The following is a 19,159-nucleotide window of genomic DNA, read 5'->3' on the forward strand; positions in this document are numbered from 1 at the left end:
ACGGCCCACTCGGTACGCTCCCCGGCTTCGGTGTTTCGGCGCCTCGGGCGCGGACGGGAGGGTGGTGTCAGTGGGCTCGGGACGGTTGTACCTGGCCGTCGCCGTGAGCGGAGTGCGACGGTACGCCACGTACCGGGTCGCCACCGCCGCGGGCGTGTTCACCAACACCGTCTTCGGGGTGATCCTCGTCTACACCTATCTCGCCCTGTGGGACCAGCGCCCCCAGCTCGGCGGCTACGACCAGGCGCAGGCCGTGACGTACGTCTGGCTCGGCCAGGCGCTGCTGTCCACGCTGGCCATCGGGGGCGGCGGCTTCGAGGACGAGCTGATGGAACGCATCCGCACCGGCGATGTCGCCATCGACCTCTACCGGCCCGCCGACCTCCAGCTGTGGTGGCTCGCCGCCGATCTCGGCCGGGCCGTTTTCCAGCTGGTCGCCCGCGGGATCCTGCCCTTCGTCTTCGGCGCCCTCGTGTTCGACGCGGCGCTGCCGTCCGACGCCGGGACCTGGGCCGCGTTCCTGGTCGCCGTGTTCCTCGCCATGCTGGTCGGCTTCGGCATCCGCTACCTGGTGGCGCTCAGCACGTTCTGGCTGCTCGACGGCGCCGGGATGACCCAGCTCGCCTGGCTGCTCGGGTTCTTCTGCTCCGGGATGCTGCTGCCGCTCAACGTCTTCCCCGGAGTGCTCGGCGAGATCGTCCGCGCCCTGCCCTGGTCGTCGCTGCTCCAGGCCCCGGCGGACATCCTGCTCGGCCGGGCCGGACCCTGGTCCACGTTCGCCTTCCAGGCGGCCTGGGCTGTGGTGCTGCTCGCGGCCGGGCGACTGCTCCAGTCGGCGGCGACCCGGAGGGTGGTGGTCCAGGGTGGCTGACACCTCGGATATCCCGGATATCCCGGATATCCCGGATATCCCAGGAACCCCGGACGTCCGGGATTCCCGGGCGGACCGCCCGGGGGACCGGTGGCCCGGCGAGGAACGCCCGCCCGGCGGGCGGCTGCGCGAGGGACTGCGCGCGTACCGGCTGATCACCGCCATGTGGGTGCGCTCCACGATGGCCTACCGGTTCTCCTTCCTGATGACCACGGCCGGGAACTTCGTCGCGACCGGCCTGGACTTCCTGGCGATCCTGCTGATGTTCTCCCGCGTCGACGCGCTCGGCGGCTACAGCCTGCCCGAGATCGCCTTCCTCTACGGGCTGTCCAGCGTCTCCTTCGGCCTCGCCGACCTCGCGATCGGTTCCATGGACCGGCTCGGCCGCCGGGTCCGCGACGGCACCCTGGACACCCTGCTGGTGCGCCCGGCACCGGTCCTCGCCCAGGTCGCCGCCGACCGCTTCGGACTGCGCCGCCTCGGCCGGGTCGTCCAGGGCGCGCTGGTCCTCGGCTACGCGCTGGTCCATCTGGACCTCGACTGGACGGCCGGGCGGCTGCTGCTGATGCCGGTGATGATCCTCAGCGGGGGGCTGATCTTCTGCGCGGTGTTCGTGGGCGGGGCGGCCTTCCAGTTCGTCGCCCAGGACGCCTCCGAGGTGCAGAACGCGTTCACCTACGGCGGTACGACGCTGCTCCAGTATCCGCCGACCGTCTTCGGCAAGGAGCTGGTGCGCGGGGTGACGTTCGTACTGCCGCTGGCCTTCGTCAACTGGCTGCCCGCGAGCCATGTCCTGGGGCGGCCCTATCCGCTGGACCTGCCGCAGTGGGTGGCGTTCAGCTCCCCGCTGATCGCCGCGGTGAGCTGCGCGCTGGCGGGACTGGCCTGGCGGGCGGGCCTGCGTACGTACCGGAGCACGGGGAACTGAGCGAGGAGCGGTCGATGACGGACACACACAGGGCGGACTCCGGGGACGGCTTCATCACGCTCGACCGGGTCGAGAAGGTCTTCGAGGTCCGCAAGAAGACCGGCTTCCTGCGCCGCGAGCGCCGCGAGGTGCGCGCGGTCGACGCGCTCTCCTTCACCGTGGCGCGCGGCGAGATGGTCGGCTACATCGGGCCGAACGGCGCCGGGAAGTCCACCACGATCAAGATGCTGACCGGCATCCTCACCCCGAGCGCGGGCCGGCTGCGGGTGGCGGGCATCGACCCGTCCCGCCGGCGCGGTGACCTGGCCCGCCGGATCGGTGTGGTGTTCGGCCAGCGGACGACCCTGTGGTGGGACCTCCCGCTGATCGACTCCTACCGGCTGATGCACCGCATGTACCGCATCCCGGACGCCCGTTACCGCGAGAACCTCGACCGCTGTGTCGAACTCCTGGAACTCGGCGACCTGCTGGACGTCCCGGTCCGTCAGCTCTCCCTCGGGCAGCGGATGCGCGGCGACATCGCGGCGGCCCTGCTGCACGACCCCGAGGTCCTCTACCTGGACGAGCCCACCATCGGCCTGGACGTCGTCTCCAAGGCGAAGGTCCGGGAGTTCCTGCGGGACCTGAACTCCGAGCGGGGCACCACGGTCCTGCTCACCACGCACGACCTCCAGGACATCGAACAGCTCTGCTCCCGCGTGATGGTCATCGACCACGGCCGGCTGATGTACGACGGTCCGCTCGCCGGGCTGCACGAGGCGGGCGAGAGCGAACGCACCCTCGTGGTCGACCTGGAGCGCGAGCTGCCCCCGATCGACGTCCCGCCCGCCCGGGTCGTCCGGGTCGAGGGCCCGCGCCAGTGGCTCGCCTTCCCGTCGGCGCAGTCGGCCGCGCCGCTGGTGGCCCGGGTCGCGGCGGAGTATCCGCTGGTCGATCTCTCGGTCCGGGAGCCGGACATCGAGGCGGTCATCGCCCGGATGTACGCGGGCCGGGCCCAGGCGCGGTAGGCAGGCCGGAAGGGGCGGAAGGGGGGAGCCGCGTAGTGCCCGCCGGGCGGAACTCGTAGGCTGCCGGTATGACCGACGATGCCCCGGAGCTGCGTGCCTCCGACGCCGATCGTGAGCGGGTCGCCGAGATCCTGCGGGACGCCCTCGCGGAGGGGCGGCTGGACATGACGGAGTTCGAGGAGCGGCTCGACCAGACCTACCAGGCCCGTACGTACGGCGAACTGGCGCCCATCACCCGCGATCTGCCCGGCGCCGGGGTGAGCGCACCCTCGGTGTCCCTGGTCAAGGGGCCGGAGGGCGGGCCGGATTGGCCGGACCGGGTCACCGGGGCGCCCGGTTCGTCGAGCTGGGGCGTGGCCGTGATGGCGGGATTCCAGCGCAAGGGGCGCTGGACGGTGCCGAAGCAGTTCAACTGCGTGGCGTTCTGGGGCGGCGGCGAGATCGATCTGCGGGAGGCGGACTTCTCGGCGCCCGAGGTCGTCATCAACTGCGTGGCCATCATGGGCGGGGTGAATGTGATCGTGCCGCCCGGTGTGGAGGTGGTGGTGCGCGGGATCGGCGTGATGGGGGGCTTCGACCACCGTGAGGACGGCGTCCCGGGGGACCGGGGCGCGCCCCGGGTGGTCGTCACCGGCTTCGCCTTCTGGGGCGGTGTCCAGGTCGAGCGCAAGATGACCCGGGCGGAGCGACAGCGGCTGAAGGCAGAGCGGCGGGAGGCGCGGCGGGAGCTGCGACGGGGGGACGAGGGCCTGTAGCGGACCGGGGCGTGGTCGGCCGGGGGGACGATGGCCTGTATCTGACCGGTGGCGTGGTCGGCCGGGGCGACGGCTTGTAGCGGACCGGTGGCGTGGTCGGCCGGGGCGACGGCTTGTAGCGGACCGGTGGCGTGGTCGGCCGGGGCGTCACAGCCGGGCCGGGACCGAATCCTTCAACTCCGGCAGCGGCAACACCGCGGCCCCGGCTCGGGGCGTCACAGCCGGGCCGGGACCGACCCCTTCAGCTCCGTCAGCGGGAAGGCGGCGGCCATCCGGGCGTAGCCCCGGTCGCCGGGGTGCAGATGGTCCCCGGAGTCGTACTCCTTCGCGAAGCGCCGCGGGTCGTACGGGTCCCGTACCGCCCGGTCGAAGTCGGCGACCGCGTCGAACAGTTCGCCCGCCCGGATCTCGCCGTTGATCCGCTGCCGGACGTCCTCCCGGGCGTCCGTGTACCCCGGGTGGCCGTAGAACGGCATCAGGGTCGCGCCCACGACCTTCACGCCCCGGGCGTGCGCCCGTTCGACCAGGGTGCGCAGTCCCTCGAGGATGCGATCGGGGTCGGCGGTGTCCGGATGCCGCAGGATGTCGTTGATGCCGAGGTCGATCACCACGACCCGGACATTGGTCCCGCCGAGCACATCACGGTCGAAGCGGTCGAGGCCGCTCGGGCTGTCCGCCGGGCGGCCCGGTCCGTCGGCGAGCAGCCGGTTCCCGCTGATGCCCTGGTTGACCACGCTGTAGCGCGGTACGTCCGCCGTGCCTGCGGCGAGGGTCTCGCGGAGGCGGTCGGACAGGACGTCGGGCCAGCGCCGGTTCGCGCCGACCGTGGACCTCGCCCCGTCCGTCAGCGAGTCCCCGAGGACCACCACCGTGCCGTCGGACTCGTTGCTGAGCACGTCGAGGGCGGTGAGATGCCGCCATGCCTCCACCTGTCGGGTGTACCCGGCGCCGCTGGGATCGGCCGCCAGGTCGCCCTGGCCCGCGTACGAGATCTGGCGGGCGCGCGGGTGGTAGGTGACCGGTCCGGCGCCGGTGGGGGAGTACGTGGTGACCAGGACGTCACTGTCGTGCGGCACGTTCAGCGCCACCGGGTCGCTGACGGTCTGCCGTCCGGCGGGGACGACGGTCCGGGTCTCCCCGGCGAAGGTCACCCGCCGCATACTGCCGGGCACCGCCGCGGCCGTGCCGTCGCCCGCGGCCAGCGCGATCGTGGCGTGGGTGACGGTCAGCGGCCGTCGGCCGTAGAGGTTGGAGAGGGTGATCCGCGCGCGGGTGCCGCCCGCGGAGGTGTGCACCACGTTGCGCAGCGACAGCCCGGCGAGACCGTCCGTCCCGGTGCCGGGCTCGGCGCCCGCCGGGGAGGCGGACCAGGAGCCCACCCAGGTGCCGGTGGAGGCGGGCGCGGCGGACTGCCCTGCCGCCCGGTCGGCGGCGGGGCTCGTGGTGCCGCCCGGGTCGGCGGAGACGCCGAGATATATCCCGGCGGACACGGCGACGACCAGCGCGAGCAGCGCGGCCAGCAGGGCGTGGTCGTGGCGCCTGGTCATGTCTCTCCGAGCGGTCGGGTCGGGCGGTGGTCGGGAGGGTCGTGGCGGTCACGGGCGCCCGCCCGGACAGACGCCGGGAACTCTGGTTCCGTTCCAGGAGTCGGTCAGGAAGGGAGGAAGGGAGGAGGGGAGGAAGGGACGAGCAAGGGACAATGGCGTTGTGGGTGATCGGGAACGGGTGGAGCGGATGGATCGTACGGACATCGACGGCAAGCCGGAGACAGCGGCGGGCGAGGCGGGCCCTGGCGGGGCGGCGGAAGCCTCGGCGGCGGCTGACGCCTCCGGAGCGGTTGACGCCTCTGGAGCCGCCAAAGCCCCTGAAGCGGTTGAAGCCTCCGGAGCCGCCAAAGCCTCTGAAGCGGTTGAAGCCTCCGGAGCCGCCAAAGCCTCCAATGCTGCCAAACCCACCGAACAGGAGAATTCCCCGTCCGGCATCTCCGGCATCTCCGGCAACCGTGCCGGGGCGCGGACGATGACGACCTTCTCCGCCGCCGACGAGGAGAAGCAGCGCGGCGTCCGGCGGATGAAACTCACCGCGACCGGACTGCTGCTCCTCGTGGCCGTGATCTACGTCCTGGCGAAGTGGGCGTCGAGCGCGGGCGCGGGCCCCTGGGCGGGCTATGTGGCCGCCGCCGCGGAGGCGGGCATGGTCGGCGCGCTGGCCGACTGGTTCGCGGTGACCGCGCTCTTCCGCCATCCGCTCGGCATCCCGATCCCGCACACCGCGATCATCCCCCGGAAGAAGGACCAGCTCGGGGTCGCCCTCGGCGACTTCGTCGGGGAGAACTTCCTCTCCGAGACCGTCGTACGGCAGCGGCTGCGTTCGGTCGGCATCGGCAGCAGACTCGGCGCCTGGCTCGCCGAGCCCGCCAACGCCGACCGGGTCACCGCCGAGCTGGCGACCGCGCTGCGCGGCGCGCTGACCGTGCTGCGCGACTCCGACGTCCAGGCGGTGGTGGGGGAGGCGATCACCCGGCGCGCCAACGCCCAGGAGATCGCGCCCGGCATCGGCAAACTGCTGGAGAAGATCGTCGCCGACCGCGGCCACACCCGGATCGTGGACCTGGTGGTGACCCGGGCCCACGACTGGCTGGTGCTGCACGGCGACTCCGTGATGGGCGCGGTGCAGGGCGGGGCGCCCGGCTGGACCCCCCGGTTCGTGGACCGCAAGGTCGGCGAGCGGGTCTACAAGGAGCTGCTGCGGTTCTGCGCCGAGATGCGGGACATGCCCTCGCACCCGGCCCGGGACGCCCTGGACCGCTTCCTCACCGACTTCGCCTCCGACCTCCAGTCCGACACCGAGACCCGGACCAAGGTGGAGCGGCTCAAGGGCGAGGTGCTGGGCCGCGGCGAGGTCCAGGATCTGATCGCGTCCGCCTGGACGGCCGTACGCACCATGATCGTCTCCGCGGCCGGGGACGAGCGCAGTGAGCTACGGCTGCGGGTGCGCTCCTCGCTGCTGTCGCTGGGCGCCCGGATGGCCACCGAGCCGAACCTCCAGGAGAAGGTCGACAGCTGGGTGGAGGACGCCGCCGTGCACGTGGTGACCACGTATCGCAAGGAGATCACCTCCCTGATCACCGACACCGTGGCGGGCTGGGACGCCGAGCACACCACCCGCAAGATCGAGGCGCACATCGGCCGTGACCTCCAGTTCATCCGGATCAACGGCACGGTCGTCGGCTCGCTGGCCGGGCTGCTGATCTACACGGTCTCGCGCATGCTGGGGGCGTAGCCCGGCCCCCTGGGGGCGTTCCGCGCGGAGGGAGCCAGCGGCATGGCAGCGGAGCCGCCGTCGTCGTCCTCGTCGTCCTCATCGTCATCGTCATCGTCATCGTCATCGTCGTCACCGTCGCCGGGGGCCGTGCCCCGGGAGACCGGGATCGTCACCACCGCCGTGCCCGCCCGGCTGGACCGGCTGCCCTGGTCGCGCTGGCACTGGATGATCGTCGTCGGCCTGGGGACCGTCTGGATCCTGGACGGTCTGGAGGTGACGATCGTCGGCAATGTGGCCGGCCGGCTCGCCGAGGCGGGCAGCGGGCTGGACATCACCGCCGCCCAGGTCACCGGGGTCGCCGCCGCCCTGTATGTGGCCGGTGCCTGTACGGGGGCGCTGTTCTTCGGCTGGCTCACCGACCGGCACGGCCGCAAGAAGCTGTTCATCATCACTCTGGCGGTCTATCTGACCGCGACCGCGATGACCGCGCTGTCCTTCGAGTCCTGGTGGTTCTTCCTCTTCCGCTTCCTCACCGGCTTCGGCATCGGCGGCGAGTACGCGGCCGTCAACTCCGCCATCGACGAGCTGATCCCGTCCCTGTACCGGGGCCGGGTCGATCTGATCATCAACGGCAGCTACTGGCTCGGCGCGATCGGCGGCGCCCTGCTGTCGATCGTGATGCTGGACACCGCGATCTTCCCGGAGAACCTGGGCTGGCGGCTGAGCTTCGCCCTCGGGGTGGTGCTCGGGCTGGTGATCCTGCTGGTGCGCAGACATGTGCCGGAGAGTCCGCGCTGGCAGTTCATCCATGGCCAGGGCGACCGGGCCGAGGCGCTGGTCTCCTCCGTGGAGCGGGAGATCGAGCGGGAGAAGGGCGGGCCGCTGCCGCCGCCCGCCGGGGAGATCACCATCCACCAGCGCAAGAGCATCGGCTTCGGGCTGGTCGCCCGGACCGTCTTCCGCGGCTATCCGCGCCGCGCGGTCCTCGGTCTCTCGCTCTTCATCGGTCAGGCGTTCCTCTACAACGCGATCACCTTCGGCTTCGGCACCATCCTGATCACCTTCTTCGACGTGCCGACCGGGCACACCGGGTACTACTTCGCGGTCATCGCCGCGGGCAACTTCCTCGGTCCGCTGCTGCTCGGCAGACTGTTCGACACGGTCGGGCGCCGGATCATGATCTCCTCGACCTATCTGCTCTCCGGCATCCTGCTGTTCGGCACGGCCTGGCTGTTCGACCGGGGCTCGCTCACCGCGGCCACCATGACCGCCTGCTGGTGCGTGGTGCTGTTCTTCGCCTCGGCGGGCGCGTCCAGCGCGTATCTCACCGTCTCGGAGATCTTCCCGATGGAGACCCGGGCGATGGCCATCGCCTTCTTCTACGCCCTCGGCACGGCCGCCGGGGGGATCAGCGGGCCGCTGCTCTTCGCCGACCTCACCGCGTCGGGCGTGGTCGGCGACACCGCGCTCGCCTTCCGGATCGGCGCGGCGCTGATGTGCGCGGCGGGGCTGGTGGCGGCGTTCCTGGCGGTGGACGCGGAACGGCGGTCGTTGGAGGACATCGCGACGCCGTTGTCAGTGGCGTCGGGCACGATGAAGTCGTGAGGGACGGCGTGAGTGACGTCCTGAGTGACGTCCTGTGGGCGGTGAAGGTACGGCCCCACCGGTGACCGGTGTGACCGGTGAGCGGTGGGGCCGCCGCGGGTGGGATCAGCGCAGGCCGGCCCGGAAGAACGCGCCGATCGTGGGGAGGCTGAGCACCGGCCCGGCGGCGGTCCTGGTCCGGCCGCAGCCGCGGGTGCTCTGCCGGGTCTGCTCGGGGTACGGCTCGCTCAGGGCACCGGTGAACGGGAAGAAGTGGTCCTGGCCCCGCAAGGTGAACAGGGACGCGGTGCCGCAGGACCGCTTCAGCGCGGCGAACAGCTTCCAGCTCTCGGTGACGGGGATGACGGTGTCGGCGTCGCCGTGCCCGAGGAGGAACGGCGGGGGGCGGCGGGTGGACGACGACGACAGATGGGTGATCGGGTCGGCCTGCTTCAGCACCTCGGGGGAGCAGGAGGCGAGCCCCGCCGGGCAGCCGAGATAGTTCGCGGCGAGCGGGTCCACCGACGGGTTGCCGGTCAGCGAGGCGAAGTCGTTCGGCCCGGAGAGATCGACCACGGCGTCGACACAGCTGGACGGCCCGGTCGTCCCGAGGGACCCTTCGAGCGCGGGCACCCGGCAGCTGGTGCCGACCAGCGCGGCGATCTGGCCCCCGGCCGAGCCGCCCCACAGCCCGACCTTCCCGTTCAGCCCGTAGGTGGCGGCGTGGGCGCGCAGATACCGGACGGCGGCCTTCACCTCGTGGATCTGCCGGGGGAACCGGGCGCCCGGCGCCAGGGTGTAGTTGACGGACGCGACTGCGAAGCCCTGGGCGAGCAGGGAGTCCCATCCGGGGACGCGCTGCAACTCGGCCTTGTCGCCACCGGCCCAGCCGCCGCCGTGGACGTAGAGCACGAGCGGCAGCTTTTTGCGGGCGCCGGTGGGGAGGTAGAGGTCCAGGACCTGGCTGGGGGCGGAGGCGTAGGGGAGGTCTAGGTGCCGGGTGATGGCGTCGGTGCCGGTCGGTGTGGCCGGGGTGGCGGGGGCGGTGGTGGCCTCCGCCGTGCCCATGAGGAGGCTGAGACAGGCCGCGGCGGCGGCCACCACGGCGGTCAGTCGTCTGGTGCGGTGTCCTGGCCGGGGCGGATGGGGCGACCGGGGCGGAGGGGCGACAGGCATGGGTGACTCCCAGGGGCATCGGCGGTGCGGGCGGGCTGCGCGGGGCGTGCGAGTCGAAGGTAAAGTGGAGATGAGATCTCCACAAGAGTTCTCGCACGAGCCCGGGAGGTCCTCCCGTCGGCCCCTCCCCGGGTCCACGCTCCGTCGTGGACCCGGCCCGTTCCCCGGGACTACCCCCGTCGTGGACCCCGCCCGTATCCCGGGGCTACGCCCCCGTCGTGGACCCCGGTCGCACGATCATCAGCACCGTCACGGTCGCCCACAGCAGATTGAAGACCCCGGTGAACATGGCCAGCCGTACCGTCGTCTCCCGTGTCCCGTGCCCCTGCGCCAGCGCGCTCTGGCGGGGCAGCACCAGCGCCATCAGCACCGCCGCGGCCAGCACGGTCAGCGCGATCGAGACGATCAGCCAGGCGTCCCCGAGCACCCCCATCGCGCTCCCGGTGGCCAGCCCGAACACCGGCACGACGACCCCGACGGCCGCGTACACCTGGCAGATCCGGTGCAGCAGCGCCACCGTCCCGACCGCCTTCGGGTCGTCGGGGGTCTCCAGCGCCTTGCGGGCGGCGGGCGGGAACATGCTGGCCGCGACCGTGACGGGGCCGATGGCGACGATCGCGGCGATGACATGGACGGAGAGCAGGAACTTGGTCACGGGCGTCGAGCGTAGGGAGGTCGGGGGCGGCGGAGAAGTGGCGTGAGTGCCAGGTACCGACGGATTCTCGCCAGCGGCTGCCGGGCAGGTCGGGGGCACGCCGCTCGACGGGCGGTTCGCCGGCTGACCGACTGCTTGCTGGGCCGCCCTGCCGCAGGAAGCCGCTTGGCGAGAAGCCGTCGTACGCCTACCCTCTGGCCATGCACACCGTGGCGGTACTGGCACTGGACGGGGTCATCCCCTTCGATCTCTCGGCGCCCATCGACGCGTTCGGCTGGGCGCGGCTGCCGGACGGGCGGGAGGCGTACCGGGTGCGGGTCTGCTCGGTGCGGGAGGAGGTGTCGGCGGGGCCGTTCACCCTGCGGGCGCCGTACGGGCTGGAACTGCTCGCGGAGGCCGACACGATCGTGCTGCCCGGGGTCGAGGACCCGCCCGAGGTGCTGCCGCCCGGTGTGGCCGAGGCGTTGCGCGCGGCGGCGGCGAACGGCACCCGGATCGCCTCGGTGTGCGTGGGCGCGTTCCTGTTCGCCGCGACCGGGCTGCTGGACGGACTGCGCGCGACGACCCACTGGTTCGCGGCGCCCGATCTCGCGGCCCGCCATCCGGCGGTGACCGTCGACCCGAATGTGCTGTACGTCGACAACGGCCAGTTCCTGACCTCCGCGGGCGCGGCGGCGGCGCTCGACATGTGTCTGCACATGATCCGCAAGGACTACGGTTCGGCGGTGGCCGCGCATGCCGCCCGGATGTCGGTGATGCCGCTGGAACGGGAGGGCGGGCAGGCGCAGTTCATCGTCCACGACCTGCCTCCGGCACCGGCCGGGGCGACCATGGAGCCGCTGCTCCGCTGGATGGAGGACCAACTGGACCGTGATCTCACCCTGGAGGAGATCGCCGCGCACGCCGGGACGAGCACCCGCACCCTGAACCGCCGTTTCCGGGAGCAGACCGGGACGACGCCGGTGCAGTGGCTGCACCGGGCGCGGGTGCGGCGGGCGCAGCATCTGCTGGAGACCACGTCGTACTCGGTCGAGCGGATCGCCGGGCAGACGGGGTTCGGGTCGGCGACGGCGTTCCGGGAGCGGTTCCGGAAGGTGGTGGGGACGAGCCCGCAGGGGTACCGGCGGGCGTTCAGGTCCTGACGCCGGTCGGGGTGCCGGGAGGGGAGGTCACGCCCGGCGGTCGGCGACCGCCCAGGAGGCCAGGGCGACGGCTCCGGCGACCCCGAACACGGCGGGCCAGGCGCCGACCTTCTTGGCCAGCGGGTGGGACGCCCCGAACGCGGCGACGTACCCCGCGGTCAGCGCGCCCGCCGCCTTCCCGCCGGCCCGTGCCCGCCACTGGGTGGCGGCGGCGGCCCCGGCGACGGCCAGCACGGCGCCGCCCAGCTCCCGTTTCTTGGTCCAGCGGGCCACGCCGTACCCGCCGACGAGTCCGCCCGCGGCGACCAGCGCGCTGGGGACGCCGGTGATGCCGCTGACGCGGGGGAGCTTGGCCATCGTTGCCTCCTGGACATGGACTGGACGTGGGCGGGGGATCGATCGGTCGTCGCTTCGAGGCTAACCCGGGACCCGGCCGGACCGTCGCGCACCCCCACGGCGGCCCCGGCGGTATATCAGGACCATGCAGACGAATCGCGATGAGCCGACGGACGCGGACGCGGACGCGGACGTGAACGGGGATCTGGACGTTCTGATCGTCGGCGGGGGACCGGTGGGGCTGGCCGCGCGGGTGCTGCTGGAGCGGTGGGGCGTACGGACCCTGCTGGTCGAGCGGCACCGGGAGCTGTCGCCGTTCCCGCGCTCACGGCTGGTCAATGTGCGCTCGATGGAGATCCTGCGGCAGTTGGGGCTGGCCGAGCGGGTCACGGCGGTGGCGTTCCCCGCGAAGTTCGGGCGGATCAGGTTCCGGGACACCCTGCGCGGCCCGGACTTCGCCACGGCGGCCATGGTCGGGGTGCGGGAGCCGATCCCGCAGAGCCCGGTGATCGGCGTGGTCACCTCGCAGGACCGGCTGGAGCCACTGCTGCTGGGCGCGGCGGGCGGCGAGGTGCGGTTCGGCACCGAACTGGTGGCGGTACGGGAGGACACGGACGGCGTCCTGGCGGACCTCGCCGACCGGGAGCACGGTACGGCGGCCCGCGTCCGCGCCCGCTACCTCCTGGCCGCCGACGGCGCCGCGTCCACCGTCCGGCGGCTGCTCGGCATCGGCACGTACGGGCCGGGTGCGCTGGGCCGGACCACCACCGTCGTCTTCGACGCGGACCTCGCCGACTGGAGCGACCGGCAGCCGGCCGGGATGTACGTCACCGCGCACGGCTCGTTCCTGCCGCTGTACCCGGAGGGCGGCTGGGGCTGGTTCGGCCCGACCCCGGAGGGCGTGGCGCACACGGACTGGGCGGCGCTGGTACGGGGCGCGCTCGGCGCGTCGGACCCTCTGGAGGTCGACGTCCTGCGCGTCCAGCACTGGACGATGAACGCCTTCGTCGCCGACCGCCTCCGCGAGGGCCGGACCCTGCTGGCGGGGGACGCGGCGCACGCCGTCCCGATCGTCGGCGGCCTCGGCATGAACACCGGGATCGGCGACGTCCACAACCTGTGCTGGAAACTGGCGGGCGTCCTCCAGGGCTGGGCGGCCCCGGCCCTGCTCGACACCTACGCCCCCGAACGCCATCCGGTGGCGGACCGGGTCCTGGAACAGTCGGTGGCCAACACCCGCCTCATGGCACAGGTCCAGTCCCACCGCAGCGCCCAACTGTCGGCGGACGCCACGCTCCCGCCCCCAGGCGGTACGGAACTCCCCTGGACGGACCAGTACTTCGCCCAACTGGGCCTGGTACTGGGGGCGGTGTACGACTCGGAGGCGGTGTACGGGTCGGAGGCCGGGGAGTCGCCCGGGGCGACGGGGGCGACGGGGGCGACGGCGGCGACGGGGGCGACGGGGGCGACGGAGGCGCGGGGGGACCATGGGCAGGCGGCCACGGATGCGGCCGGAGACCGCGGGGCGGCGCCCACTGATGCCACTGGAGCCCACGGGCCGACGGCCACCGATGCCGCTGGAGCCCGCGGGGCGGCGCCCACTGATGCCGCTGGAGCCCTCGGGCCGACGGCCACCGATGCCGCTGGAGCCCACAGAACGGCGCCCCCCAATGCCGCTGGACCCCCGGGGCCGACGCCCACCGACTACACCCCCACCCCCCACCCCGGCCACCGGCTCCCGCACCTCTGGCTGACCCCCACCCGCTCCACCCTGGACGCCCTCGGCGAACACTTCACCCTCTTCACCGCAGGCCCGCCAGGCGAGTTCCCCGGCATCCCATGGCCCCTGCACGTCGAGCCGCTGACCCGGCCCCACGCCGAAGCCCTGGACCTGGGTCCCGCCGACGCGCTCCTGGTCCGCCCGGACGGCCACGTGGGCGCCCGTTTCACCGGCAGTCCGCTGTCCCCGGACACCCTCGCCACGGCACTCACCGCGATCACCGGCGGCCGGAGGCCCGACTGAGGGACCTCCGCTACGGCCGCCAGCTCACGAAGTCCGACCAGACCGCCACGGTCGGCTCCTGGTCCCAGGGCCCCCCGTCGTCCAGCCCGGCGAACTCCCGCTCGACGTAATCCACCAGATGATCGCTGTGGCACCGCACGGCGGTCCCCCACATGGACAGCACCGGATGCCCGTACGACCCCGCCCCGGCCGGCAGGAAACGGTGCCCGTACAGCGGGACCATCACCGGCGCCTGGGCCAGCTTCCGCCGGGCCATGTCGACGGCCGCCCGCGCACCACGGGGCCGCGCCCCGAAGGCCCGCGGATGCCAGCCGCCCAGCTCCACCTCCCGCAGCACCTCCCGCACCGGCCACTCCAGCCGGTAGCGCAGATCCTCCGGATCGCCGTGCCGCCAGTCCGGCCAGGGCTGCTCCCAGGCCCCACCCCGCTTGGGCGGCGAGGCGACCGGCAGCCCCTCGGCCAGAAAGGCCCGGTGGTCGTCGGCGAACACGAAGCCGTAGGTGCGCTCGATCCGCGCGAACTCGGCCGCGCTCAGCCCCGCCGCGACCTCACACCCGGGAACCGCCGCGAGCCGCCGAGCCGCTTCCTTCCCCAGCCGAGCGCCATCCGTGTCAGACGTATCAGCCATTCGGGCAAGGTACACAGGGAACGGACGTTCGACCGCCGGAATCGGCCAGGGGACGGGAGATGTCTTGCTCGGGTCAGTCAAGGGCTGGCTATGCAAATCCGTTCAAACGCTCCCGCAGCGAGGCTGGCGTGCGCCAGGACTCTCCTGGAAGGCTTCTGTGGCACATGCGATGGCAGTTGGCACACAGGCAGGCGAGATCTTCCAGGAGTGTCTTCCTTACGCCGGAAATATGCAGGGGAGTGACATGGTGCACTTCGATGTAGCCCTCGCCTAGGTCGGCGCCGTAGGTGCGGGCGAAGTCAAATTCGCAGACCTCGCACGCCAGCGGGCGCCCGCTGGCCCGGACGGCCTTGATCTTCTTCGCACGCAGCTTTGGATCTCGCTCCCGGGCGAGTGCCCGGCGGGTCAGAAGACGCCCTTCAATGGCACCGGTACCGGTTTCATCGACTTCGTCCGGCTGCGGAGTAAGGGAGTGGAACTCGCCGGAGGCGATGCCTTCCTCAATGGCCCGGGCAGCCTGGAACATCTCTGCCTCGCGTGTGGTGAAGGCTTCGATCATGATCAGTGTGGGCTTGCCGCACCGAGTGGCCTTGCCGGAGTACAGGCTGTGGTTGGTCATGAAGTCGGTGGTCTTGCGGCTGACGCTGCCCAGTGACCGGAACTCAGGCTGCGACCGCACCTCGGGGCTGTGGAGGGGCAGTGAGCGAAGCAGTTCGGACAGCTCTTGCACCTCTGGGTCGCCCTCGCGGAACTCGCGCCAGCCGTTCCCCGCAACCAGGGCGCCAGCCAGCACCAGTTCGTCTTCAGTCCAGGCAGGAATCCGCATGCGCAATATCGTATGAGTGTTCGGTGTGTCGGAGGCGGTGTGCAGCGAACTGAGGCTCGTGCTGCACACTAAGGAGGTCGTTGTCAGTGGGGTCTGTCACCCTCAGTGATGGTGGATTGCAAGTCGAGTCTGCCACTGTTCTGCTGCAAGGAGGGGGCATGACCCGCACGAAGGGTACCGAGGGCGTCGGTGAGGCCCTGGAGCCCGAGTTCACATCGATTGAGATCTGTGCCGGGGCCGGGGGGCAGGCGATCGGGCTGCACCAGGCAGGCTTCAGTCATCTTGCACTCGTGGAGATCGACAAGTTCGCGGCTGCCACGCTCCAGACGAACATCGAGAAGCACAAGATCTGGGCCACCGAGGGCCGGTACTGCGATGAGATCGAGCCGAGGGACGTCAAGGAGTTCAAACCGGACGAGCATGTGACGAAAGGTGCCGAGTTGCTGCGGCGCCGTGGCGGCCTTGATCTGCTGGCTGGCGGTGTTCCGTGTCCGCCGTTCTCTCATGCAGGGAAACAGCTGGGCAGGGCAGACGAGCGAGATCTGTTCCCGGACATGCTCAGGCTGGTCGCTGAGCTCAAGCCAAAGGCGGTGATGATCGAGAACGTCAGGGGGATCAAAGACCCAAAATTCTCCGAATATCGTCAATGGATTACGAGCCGGCTGGAGGACGGCCTGCATGTGGGCGAGGATGGCTGCGAATTCGACGAAAAGGCCCCTCGGTATAAGGTTGTCGGTTGGGAAGTCCTTGAGGCGAGTGATTTCGGCGTGCCGCAATTGCGTCCACGCGCGATTCTTGTGGCATTCCGGACGGATGTGCTGAAAGGCTTGGAAAATAGCTTCGTGTGGCCCGAGCCGACCCACGAGGAACCGGTCAGCGTCGCTGAGGCGCTGGAGCCCTCCATGCGTGAGCGATTTGATCGTTACCTGGGCGGAATTCATGCAGAGCAGGCCAATGAGGCATTTGAGCGGTGGTTGAAGAAAGCCAATGACCGGGACGCAGAACTGAAGGGCAAGGGCGGAGGAATCGCGCCTACGCTCGTCGGTGGTTCAAAGAAGCACGGTGGTGCTGATCTGGGACCCAGTCGGGCAAAATACGCGTGGCGGCAGCTCGGGGTTTCGGGAATGGGTGTCGCCAACGACATCGATACGTGTGTTGAGAAGGGGACTGAGGGGCGTGACCTGTTCCGTCCTGAGGGTCCCATGCTCACCGTGCGGCAAGCTGCCATCATCCAGGGCTTCCCAGAGGACTGGGAGTTCTCGGGTGGTAAGACAGCTCAGTACCGGCAGGTTGGCAATGCGTTTCCGCCGCCAGTGGCCAAGGCCGTAGGTGAATCAATCATTGCCGTGCTCAGGGCCGCGCGGGAACGTGATGAGAAGAAGCTGTAATTAGCTATCGCGCTGCTTGCTGTGAAGACTGCTGCGGCGACTCTCCACTTCAGCGGCAATCCGGGCCGCGCAGGCTTCAGACGGCTCATGTTCCCAGAAACGCAGTACTATCCAGCCTGCCTCGGTGAGGCGCTGGTCGGTGTCCCGGTCGCGGGCCATGTTCCTGGCGACTTTGTCAGACCAGTAGCCCGAATTCGTTCTGGGCGGGACGTAGTGCTCCGGGCAGCCGTGCCAGTAGCAGCCATCGATGAAGACCGCTACCTTCGCCGGACGGAAGACCAGGTCGGCCGTACGGCGAAGGCCGGGCAGCGGCTTGGCTGCGACCCGGTAGCGAAGGCCCTGGGCGTGTACAAGCCGCCGGATCAGCCACTCGGGCTTGGTGTCCCGATTTCTGATGGCCTGCATATTTCGTCGGCGTGCTGCCGAGGATGCCCAGGAACCGGGCGGGGGCCGCCAGTCTGCATGTGCTGCGGCCGGGGTTTCCGCGTTCTCGCTCATAGGATGTCGCCACTGTTGCGAAGGTCTTCGACCAGCCTATCGAGGCCATTCAGGGTCATGGCCTCTGCGCGGGTGCTTCCCTCCTGGCGGAGAGACTCCAGATCCGGCCACCGGTCTGCGGGTGAGGCTCCCGCCGGGAGTTCATTGACCAGCGTCCATGCCCCTACCCATCCCGGGCACAGATGGTAGGTGCGGTCCTCCACGCTTTCCTGCGCTACTTGTCCCGCGCGGGGGAACTCGGCGGTGGCCAGCGCGTACGGAACATCAGGGCGGTAGCGGGTCAGCGGCACCATCTGGGCTGCCTCCGTGCCCCGATCCGAGCGCCAGGACCACTTGGAGGAGAGCGCGGCGATAAGCCGGTCGCCTTCATCAATGATCAGGATGTCGCTCTTCCTGCGCCCCACATCCCGGCGCATGTGGAGTCCCCGGATATGTGTGAGGGGTACTTCATGCCGGACCTGCCAGCCATCGGGAAGTCTGCGCTGGAGGAAGTAGATGAGGAAGTCACGGAACCGTGCTCCCCGGGTATTGGGATTGAGCACAGCGGGCCGCTCCAGCTCAATGTCTCGGCTCGCCACGGCCTGCTGCCAGAGGGCGAGCACCGCGATTTCTGCCGCAACCCGTCGCCGCAGGCCGTGCCCTGTTGCCGTGTCCGCCACCTTGTCATCGAGGCGGAAGGTCCGCACGGCCGGTGCCCAGTTCATCGGGCCGGCGATGGCGGCAGTGGGAGCAATCTCCGTTCCATGGGCATCGTAAGCAGTGAATCCTGCGTTCGTCAGCCAGGCCGGGTTCCAGCCCTGGCCATGGCGATGGGCCGCCTGGTCAAGAGTCTCTGCCGTGTTCAGGTTTATGTTTGCGGCGCTGGCGAGTACGGAGTCGCTCCAGCAGAACCCGAAAATCACCGCGCTGATCGCCTCAGCATCCGCAAGGTGGCTGTCGATCAATTGCCGGTGCTCGGTTGTCAGGGGCATGTGAGGGTATCCAAGATAGTGAAGGGTCCGAGGCTGGAGAGCTAGGAAGCTGCCCGGGTGCTAGGCAGTTCCGGCCCCGTTTCCCGGGGGTCGGTGTCCTCTGCCACCGCCCACAGCTGATGGTCAAGCACTACTTGAGGCGCTCCAGCATGGCGTGCCGTGGCTCGTACGACACGCACGCTCACGAATTCACCCTTCTCCGGCACCGGAACGTTCAGCTCCTGAGCCACTCTGCGGTGCTTCTCGTAATCGCCGATGATGACGATTCCCTCGGACCTGAGTGCTGACCGGGACCCGCCGTTGCCCCGTACTCGCTTCATGTAGTCCTTCTGCTGGGCAACCGTACGTACGGCATTGCGTCCGATACGCTGCTGCTGTACCCGTCGGAACAACTCGTTGACCCGCTGCTGTCCGGAATCTGAGGCGAAGACGGCTGTGCGGTCAGCCGGGTCCATGTGCAGCAGTACATTTCTCGGCAGAGGTTCGTCCTTCCAGAGCCAGGAAATCTTACTCCGGTGCTCTGCCTTGATGGTGAGCTTGAGGTCGCGGTTGTTGCCCTGGTTCAGGATCTCGGGGCGAATGCGTACCAGCCCGGCGCTCCACAGACTCCGGTAGTCATCCGCCCACACGACCAGGCAGAGGTGGCCCATGGCCTCGGGTGGGATCATCCAGCCGCCGAACTGCTGGGAGTACTTGCAGTCCACTTCGATGCCAGCGATCTGGTAGTCCATGGTGCGACCGTCATCGAACGTGAACTCCCGTTGGAGGTTGATCTCAACGAGAGTTCCCGCGTGTGTTTTCTCGGTCTTGAAGAGGGTCTTCCAGTCGTAGCGCCCGGTGACCTCACCATGGAGCAACTGGTCGATGGTGTCACGGAGAACAGACGCAAACCGCTTTCCTGTCGGATCAATCGCGAGGACGCGATCACGTACCGCGGACAGCTCAGGGTCATTTTCGTCCAAGCCCTGCCGAGCGATTCTGGCGGCTGCCTTGAGGTCTTCTTCGAAGGGGAGCAACTGCGCTTCCTGTCTGCAGAACTATCGGGTGCCGAATCGCGCCCACGCGGGCGGTCCTGAAGGCGTACAGGTTCTTGGTGTCAGTCGCTCG

General features: G+C 70.3%; 18 protein-coding genes. 9 read left to right on the forward strand and 9 right to left on the reverse strand.

Annotation, left to right across the window (positions count from 1 at the left end; all coding sequences use genetic code 11):
• The first annotated feature begins 64 nt into the window (after positions 1-64).
• From AB0D49_RS30440 to AB0D49_RS30455, 4 genes are all read left to right on the forward strand, one after another.
• Positions 65-871 carry an ABC-2 family transporter protein gene (locus AB0D49_RS30440; RefSeq protein ID WP_362763393.1) on the forward strand — a complete coding sequence of 269 codons (807 nt, stop codon included), beginning with the start codon at positions 65-67 and terminating at the stop codon, positions 869-871.
• A gap of 124 nt (positions 872-995) precedes the next feature.
• Positions 996-1,799 carry an ABC transporter permease gene (locus AB0D49_RS30445; RefSeq protein WP_362763546.1) on the forward strand — a complete coding sequence of 268 codons (804 nt, stop codon included), beginning with the start codon at positions 996-998 and terminating at the stop codon, positions 1,797-1,799.
• Positions 1,800-1,813: 14 nt separating this feature from the next.
• The gene (locus tag AB0D49_RS30450; RefSeq protein WP_362763397.1) at positions 1,814-2,806 is read left to right on the forward strand and encodes an ATP-binding cassette domain-containing protein; all 993 of its coding nucleotides are present in this window, start codon (positions 1,814-1,816) and stop codon (positions 2,804-2,806) included.
• 68 nt (positions 2,807-2,874) lie between these two features.
• Positions 2,875-3,561 carry a DUF1707 domain-containing protein gene (locus AB0D49_RS30455; protein WP_362763400.1) on the forward strand — a complete coding sequence of 229 codons (687 nt, stop codon included), beginning with the start codon at positions 2,875-2,877 and terminating at the stop codon, positions 3,559-3,561.
• A gap of 215 nt (positions 3,562-3,776) precedes the next feature.
• On the opposite strand, the gene AB0D49_RS30460 is transcribed toward AB0D49_RS30455, so the two are convergent.
• A complete protein-coding gene (locus AB0D49_RS30460) occupies positions 3,777-5,108 on the reverse strand; it encodes an SGNH/GDSL hydrolase family protein (RefSeq protein ID WP_362763403.1) in 1,332 nt (443 codons plus the stop codon).
• A gap of 472 nt (positions 5,109-5,580) precedes the next feature.
• Between AB0D49_RS30460 and AB0D49_RS30465 the strand changes: the two genes are divergently transcribed.
• Complete coding sequence (locus tag AB0D49_RS30465; protein WP_362763548.1) at positions 5,581-6,843, forward strand: DUF445 domain-containing protein; 1,263 nt, start codon at positions 5,581-5,583, stop codon at positions 6,841-6,843.
• 42 nt (positions 6,844-6,885) lie between these two features.
• Entirely contained in the window at positions 6,886-8,430 is a 1,545-nt protein-coding gene (locus AB0D49_RS30470; protein ID WP_362763407.1) for an MFS transporter, read from the forward strand.
• Between the two features lie 105 nt (positions 8,431-8,535).
• On the opposite strand, the gene AB0D49_RS30475 is transcribed toward AB0D49_RS30470, so the two are convergent.
• Positions 8,536-9,585 (reverse strand): alpha/beta hydrolase, encoded by a 1,050-nt coding sequence (locus AB0D49_RS30475; RefSeq protein ID WP_362763410.1) that lies wholly within the window; start codon positions 9,583-9,585, stop codon positions 8,536-8,538.
• A gap of 205 nt (positions 9,586-9,790) precedes the next feature.
• Positions 9,791-10,240, reverse strand: coding sequence for a hypothetical protein (locus tag AB0D49_RS30480; protein ID WP_362763413.1), 450 nt, complete (start codon positions 10,238-10,240; stop codon positions 9,791-9,793).
• 200 nt (positions 10,241-10,440) lie between these two features.
• Here AB0D49_RS30480 and AB0D49_RS30485 point away from each other — a divergent pair, with 200 nt between their 5' ends.
• Positions 10,441-11,382 carry a helix-turn-helix domain-containing protein gene (locus AB0D49_RS30485; RefSeq protein ID WP_362763416.1) on the forward strand — a complete coding sequence of 314 codons (942 nt, stop codon included), beginning with the start codon at positions 10,441-10,443 and terminating at the stop codon, positions 11,380-11,382.
• Between the two features lie 27 nt (positions 11,383-11,409).
• Here AB0D49_RS30485 and AB0D49_RS30490 read toward each other — a convergent pair whose 3' ends face one another.
• The gene (locus AB0D49_RS30490) at positions 11,410-11,712 is read right to left on the reverse strand and encodes a hypothetical protein (RefSeq protein ID WP_362763550.1); all 303 of its coding nucleotides are present in this window, start codon (positions 11,710-11,712) and stop codon (positions 11,410-11,412) included.
• Between the two features lie 151 nt (positions 11,713-11,863).
• On the opposite strand from AB0D49_RS30490, the gene AB0D49_RS30495 reads away from it, so the two are divergent.
• The gene (locus AB0D49_RS30495) at positions 11,864-13,741 is read left to right on the forward strand and encodes an FAD-dependent monooxygenase (RefSeq protein ID WP_362763419.1); all 1,878 of its coding nucleotides are present in this window, start codon (positions 11,864-11,866) and stop codon (positions 13,739-13,741) included.
• A gap of 10 nt (positions 13,742-13,751) precedes the next feature.
• On the opposite strand, the gene AB0D49_RS30500 is transcribed toward AB0D49_RS30495, so the two are convergent.
• Both AB0D49_RS30500 and AB0D49_RS30505 read right to left on the reverse strand, forming a co-directional pair.
• Positions 13,752-14,369 carry a hypothetical protein gene (locus AB0D49_RS30500; RefSeq protein WP_362763421.1) on the reverse strand — a complete coding sequence of 206 codons (618 nt, stop codon included), beginning with the start codon at positions 14,367-14,369 and terminating at the stop codon, positions 13,752-13,754.
• A gap of 88 nt (positions 14,370-14,457) precedes the next feature.
• Positions 14,458-15,195, reverse strand: coding sequence for an HNH endonuclease (locus AB0D49_RS30505; RefSeq protein WP_362763424.1), 738 nt, complete (start codon positions 15,193-15,195; stop codon positions 14,458-14,460).
• Between the two features lie 158 nt (positions 15,196-15,353).
• On the opposite strand from AB0D49_RS30505, the gene dcm reads away from it, so the two are divergent.
• On the forward strand, positions 15,354-16,583 hold the full coding sequence (dcm, locus tag AB0D49_RS30510; protein ID WP_362763427.1) for a DNA (cytosine-5-)-methyltransferase: 1,230 nt from the start codon (positions 15,354-15,356) through the stop codon (positions 16,581-16,583).
• On the opposite strand, the gene AB0D49_RS30515 is transcribed toward dcm, so the two are convergent.
• From AB0D49_RS30515 to AB0D49_RS30525, 3 genes are read right to left on the reverse strand one after another with little or no spacing between them, the layout of a single operon-like run.
• Positions 16,584-17,081 carry a very short patch repair endonuclease gene (locus AB0D49_RS30515; RefSeq protein ID WP_362763429.1) on the reverse strand — a complete coding sequence of 166 codons (498 nt, stop codon included), beginning with the start codon at positions 17,079-17,081 and terminating at the stop codon, positions 16,584-16,586. It lies immediately after the preceding gene.
• Positions 17,078-18,052 carry a hypothetical protein gene (locus AB0D49_RS30520; RefSeq protein WP_362763432.1) on the reverse strand — a complete coding sequence of 325 codons (975 nt, stop codon included), beginning with the start codon at positions 18,050-18,052 and terminating at the stop codon, positions 17,078-17,080. The genes AB0D49_RS30515 and AB0D49_RS30520 overlap by 4 nt, the downstream gene beginning before the upstream one ends.
• 41 nt (positions 18,053-18,093) lie before the next feature.
• Positions 18,094-19,068, reverse strand: coding sequence for a NaeI family type II restriction endonuclease (locus AB0D49_RS30525; protein WP_362763434.1), 975 nt, complete (start codon positions 19,066-19,068; stop codon positions 18,094-18,096).
• Between the last annotated feature and the right edge of the window lie 91 nt (positions 19,069-19,159).

Source organism: Streptomyces sp. NPDC048290, assembly GCF_040652095.1.
GTDB lineage: Bacteria > Actinomycetota > Actinomycetes > Streptomycetales > Streptomycetaceae > Streptomyces.

What these genes read in the sequence shown, in the direction of transcription:
- AB0D49_RS30520 (WP_362763432.1), bottom strand. Translation starts at nt 18,052, where the DNA reads ATGCCCCTGACAACCGAGCACCGGCAATTGATCGACAGCCACCTTGCG.
- AB0D49_RS30465 (WP_362763548.1), top strand. Translation starts at nt 5,581, where the DNA reads ATGACGACCTTCTCCGCCGCCGACGAGGAGAAGCAGCGCGGCGTCCGG.
- AB0D49_RS30495 (WP_362763419.1), top strand. Translation starts at nt 11,864, where the DNA reads ATGCAGACGAATCGCGATGAGCCGACGGACGCGGACGCGGACGCGGAC.
- AB0D49_RS30460 (WP_362763403.1), bottom strand. Translation starts at nt 5,108, where the DNA reads ATGACCAGGCGCCACGACCACGCCCTGCTGGCCGCGCTGCTCGCGCTG.
- AB0D49_RS30500 (WP_362763421.1), bottom strand. Translation starts at nt 14,369, where the DNA reads ATGGCTGATACGTCTGACACGGATGGCGCTCGGCTGGGGAAGGAAGCG.
- AB0D49_RS30485 (WP_362763416.1), top strand. Translation starts at nt 10,441, where the DNA reads ATGCACACCGTGGCGGTACTGGCACTGGACGGGGTCATCCCCTTCGAT.
- AB0D49_RS30505 (WP_362763424.1), bottom strand. Translation starts at nt 15,195, where the DNA reads ATGCGGATTCCTGCCTGGACTGAAGACGAACTGGTGCTGGCTGGCGCC.
- AB0D49_RS30470 (WP_362763407.1), top strand. Translation starts at nt 6,886, where the DNA reads ATGGCAGCGGAGCCGCCGTCGTCGTCCTCGTCGTCCTCATCGTCATCG.
- dcm (WP_362763427.1), top strand. Translation starts at nt 15,354, where the DNA reads ATGACCCGCACGAAGGGTACCGAGGGCGTCGGTGAGGCCCTGGAGCCC.
- AB0D49_RS30450 (WP_362763397.1), top strand. Translation starts at nt 1,814, where the DNA reads ATGACGGACACACACAGGGCGGACTCCGGGGACGGCTTCATCACGCTC.
- AB0D49_RS30475 (WP_362763410.1), bottom strand. Translation starts at nt 9,585, where the DNA reads ATGCCTGTCGCCCCTCCGCCCCGGTCGCCCCATCCGCCCCGGCCAGGA.
- AB0D49_RS30515 (WP_362763429.1), bottom strand. Translation starts at nt 17,081, where the DNA reads ATGAGCGAGAACGCGGAAACCCCGGCCGCAGCACATGCAGACTGGCGG.
- AB0D49_RS30455 (WP_362763400.1), top strand. Translation starts at nt 2,875, where the DNA reads ATGACCGACGATGCCCCGGAGCTGCGTGCCTCCGACGCCGATCGTGAG.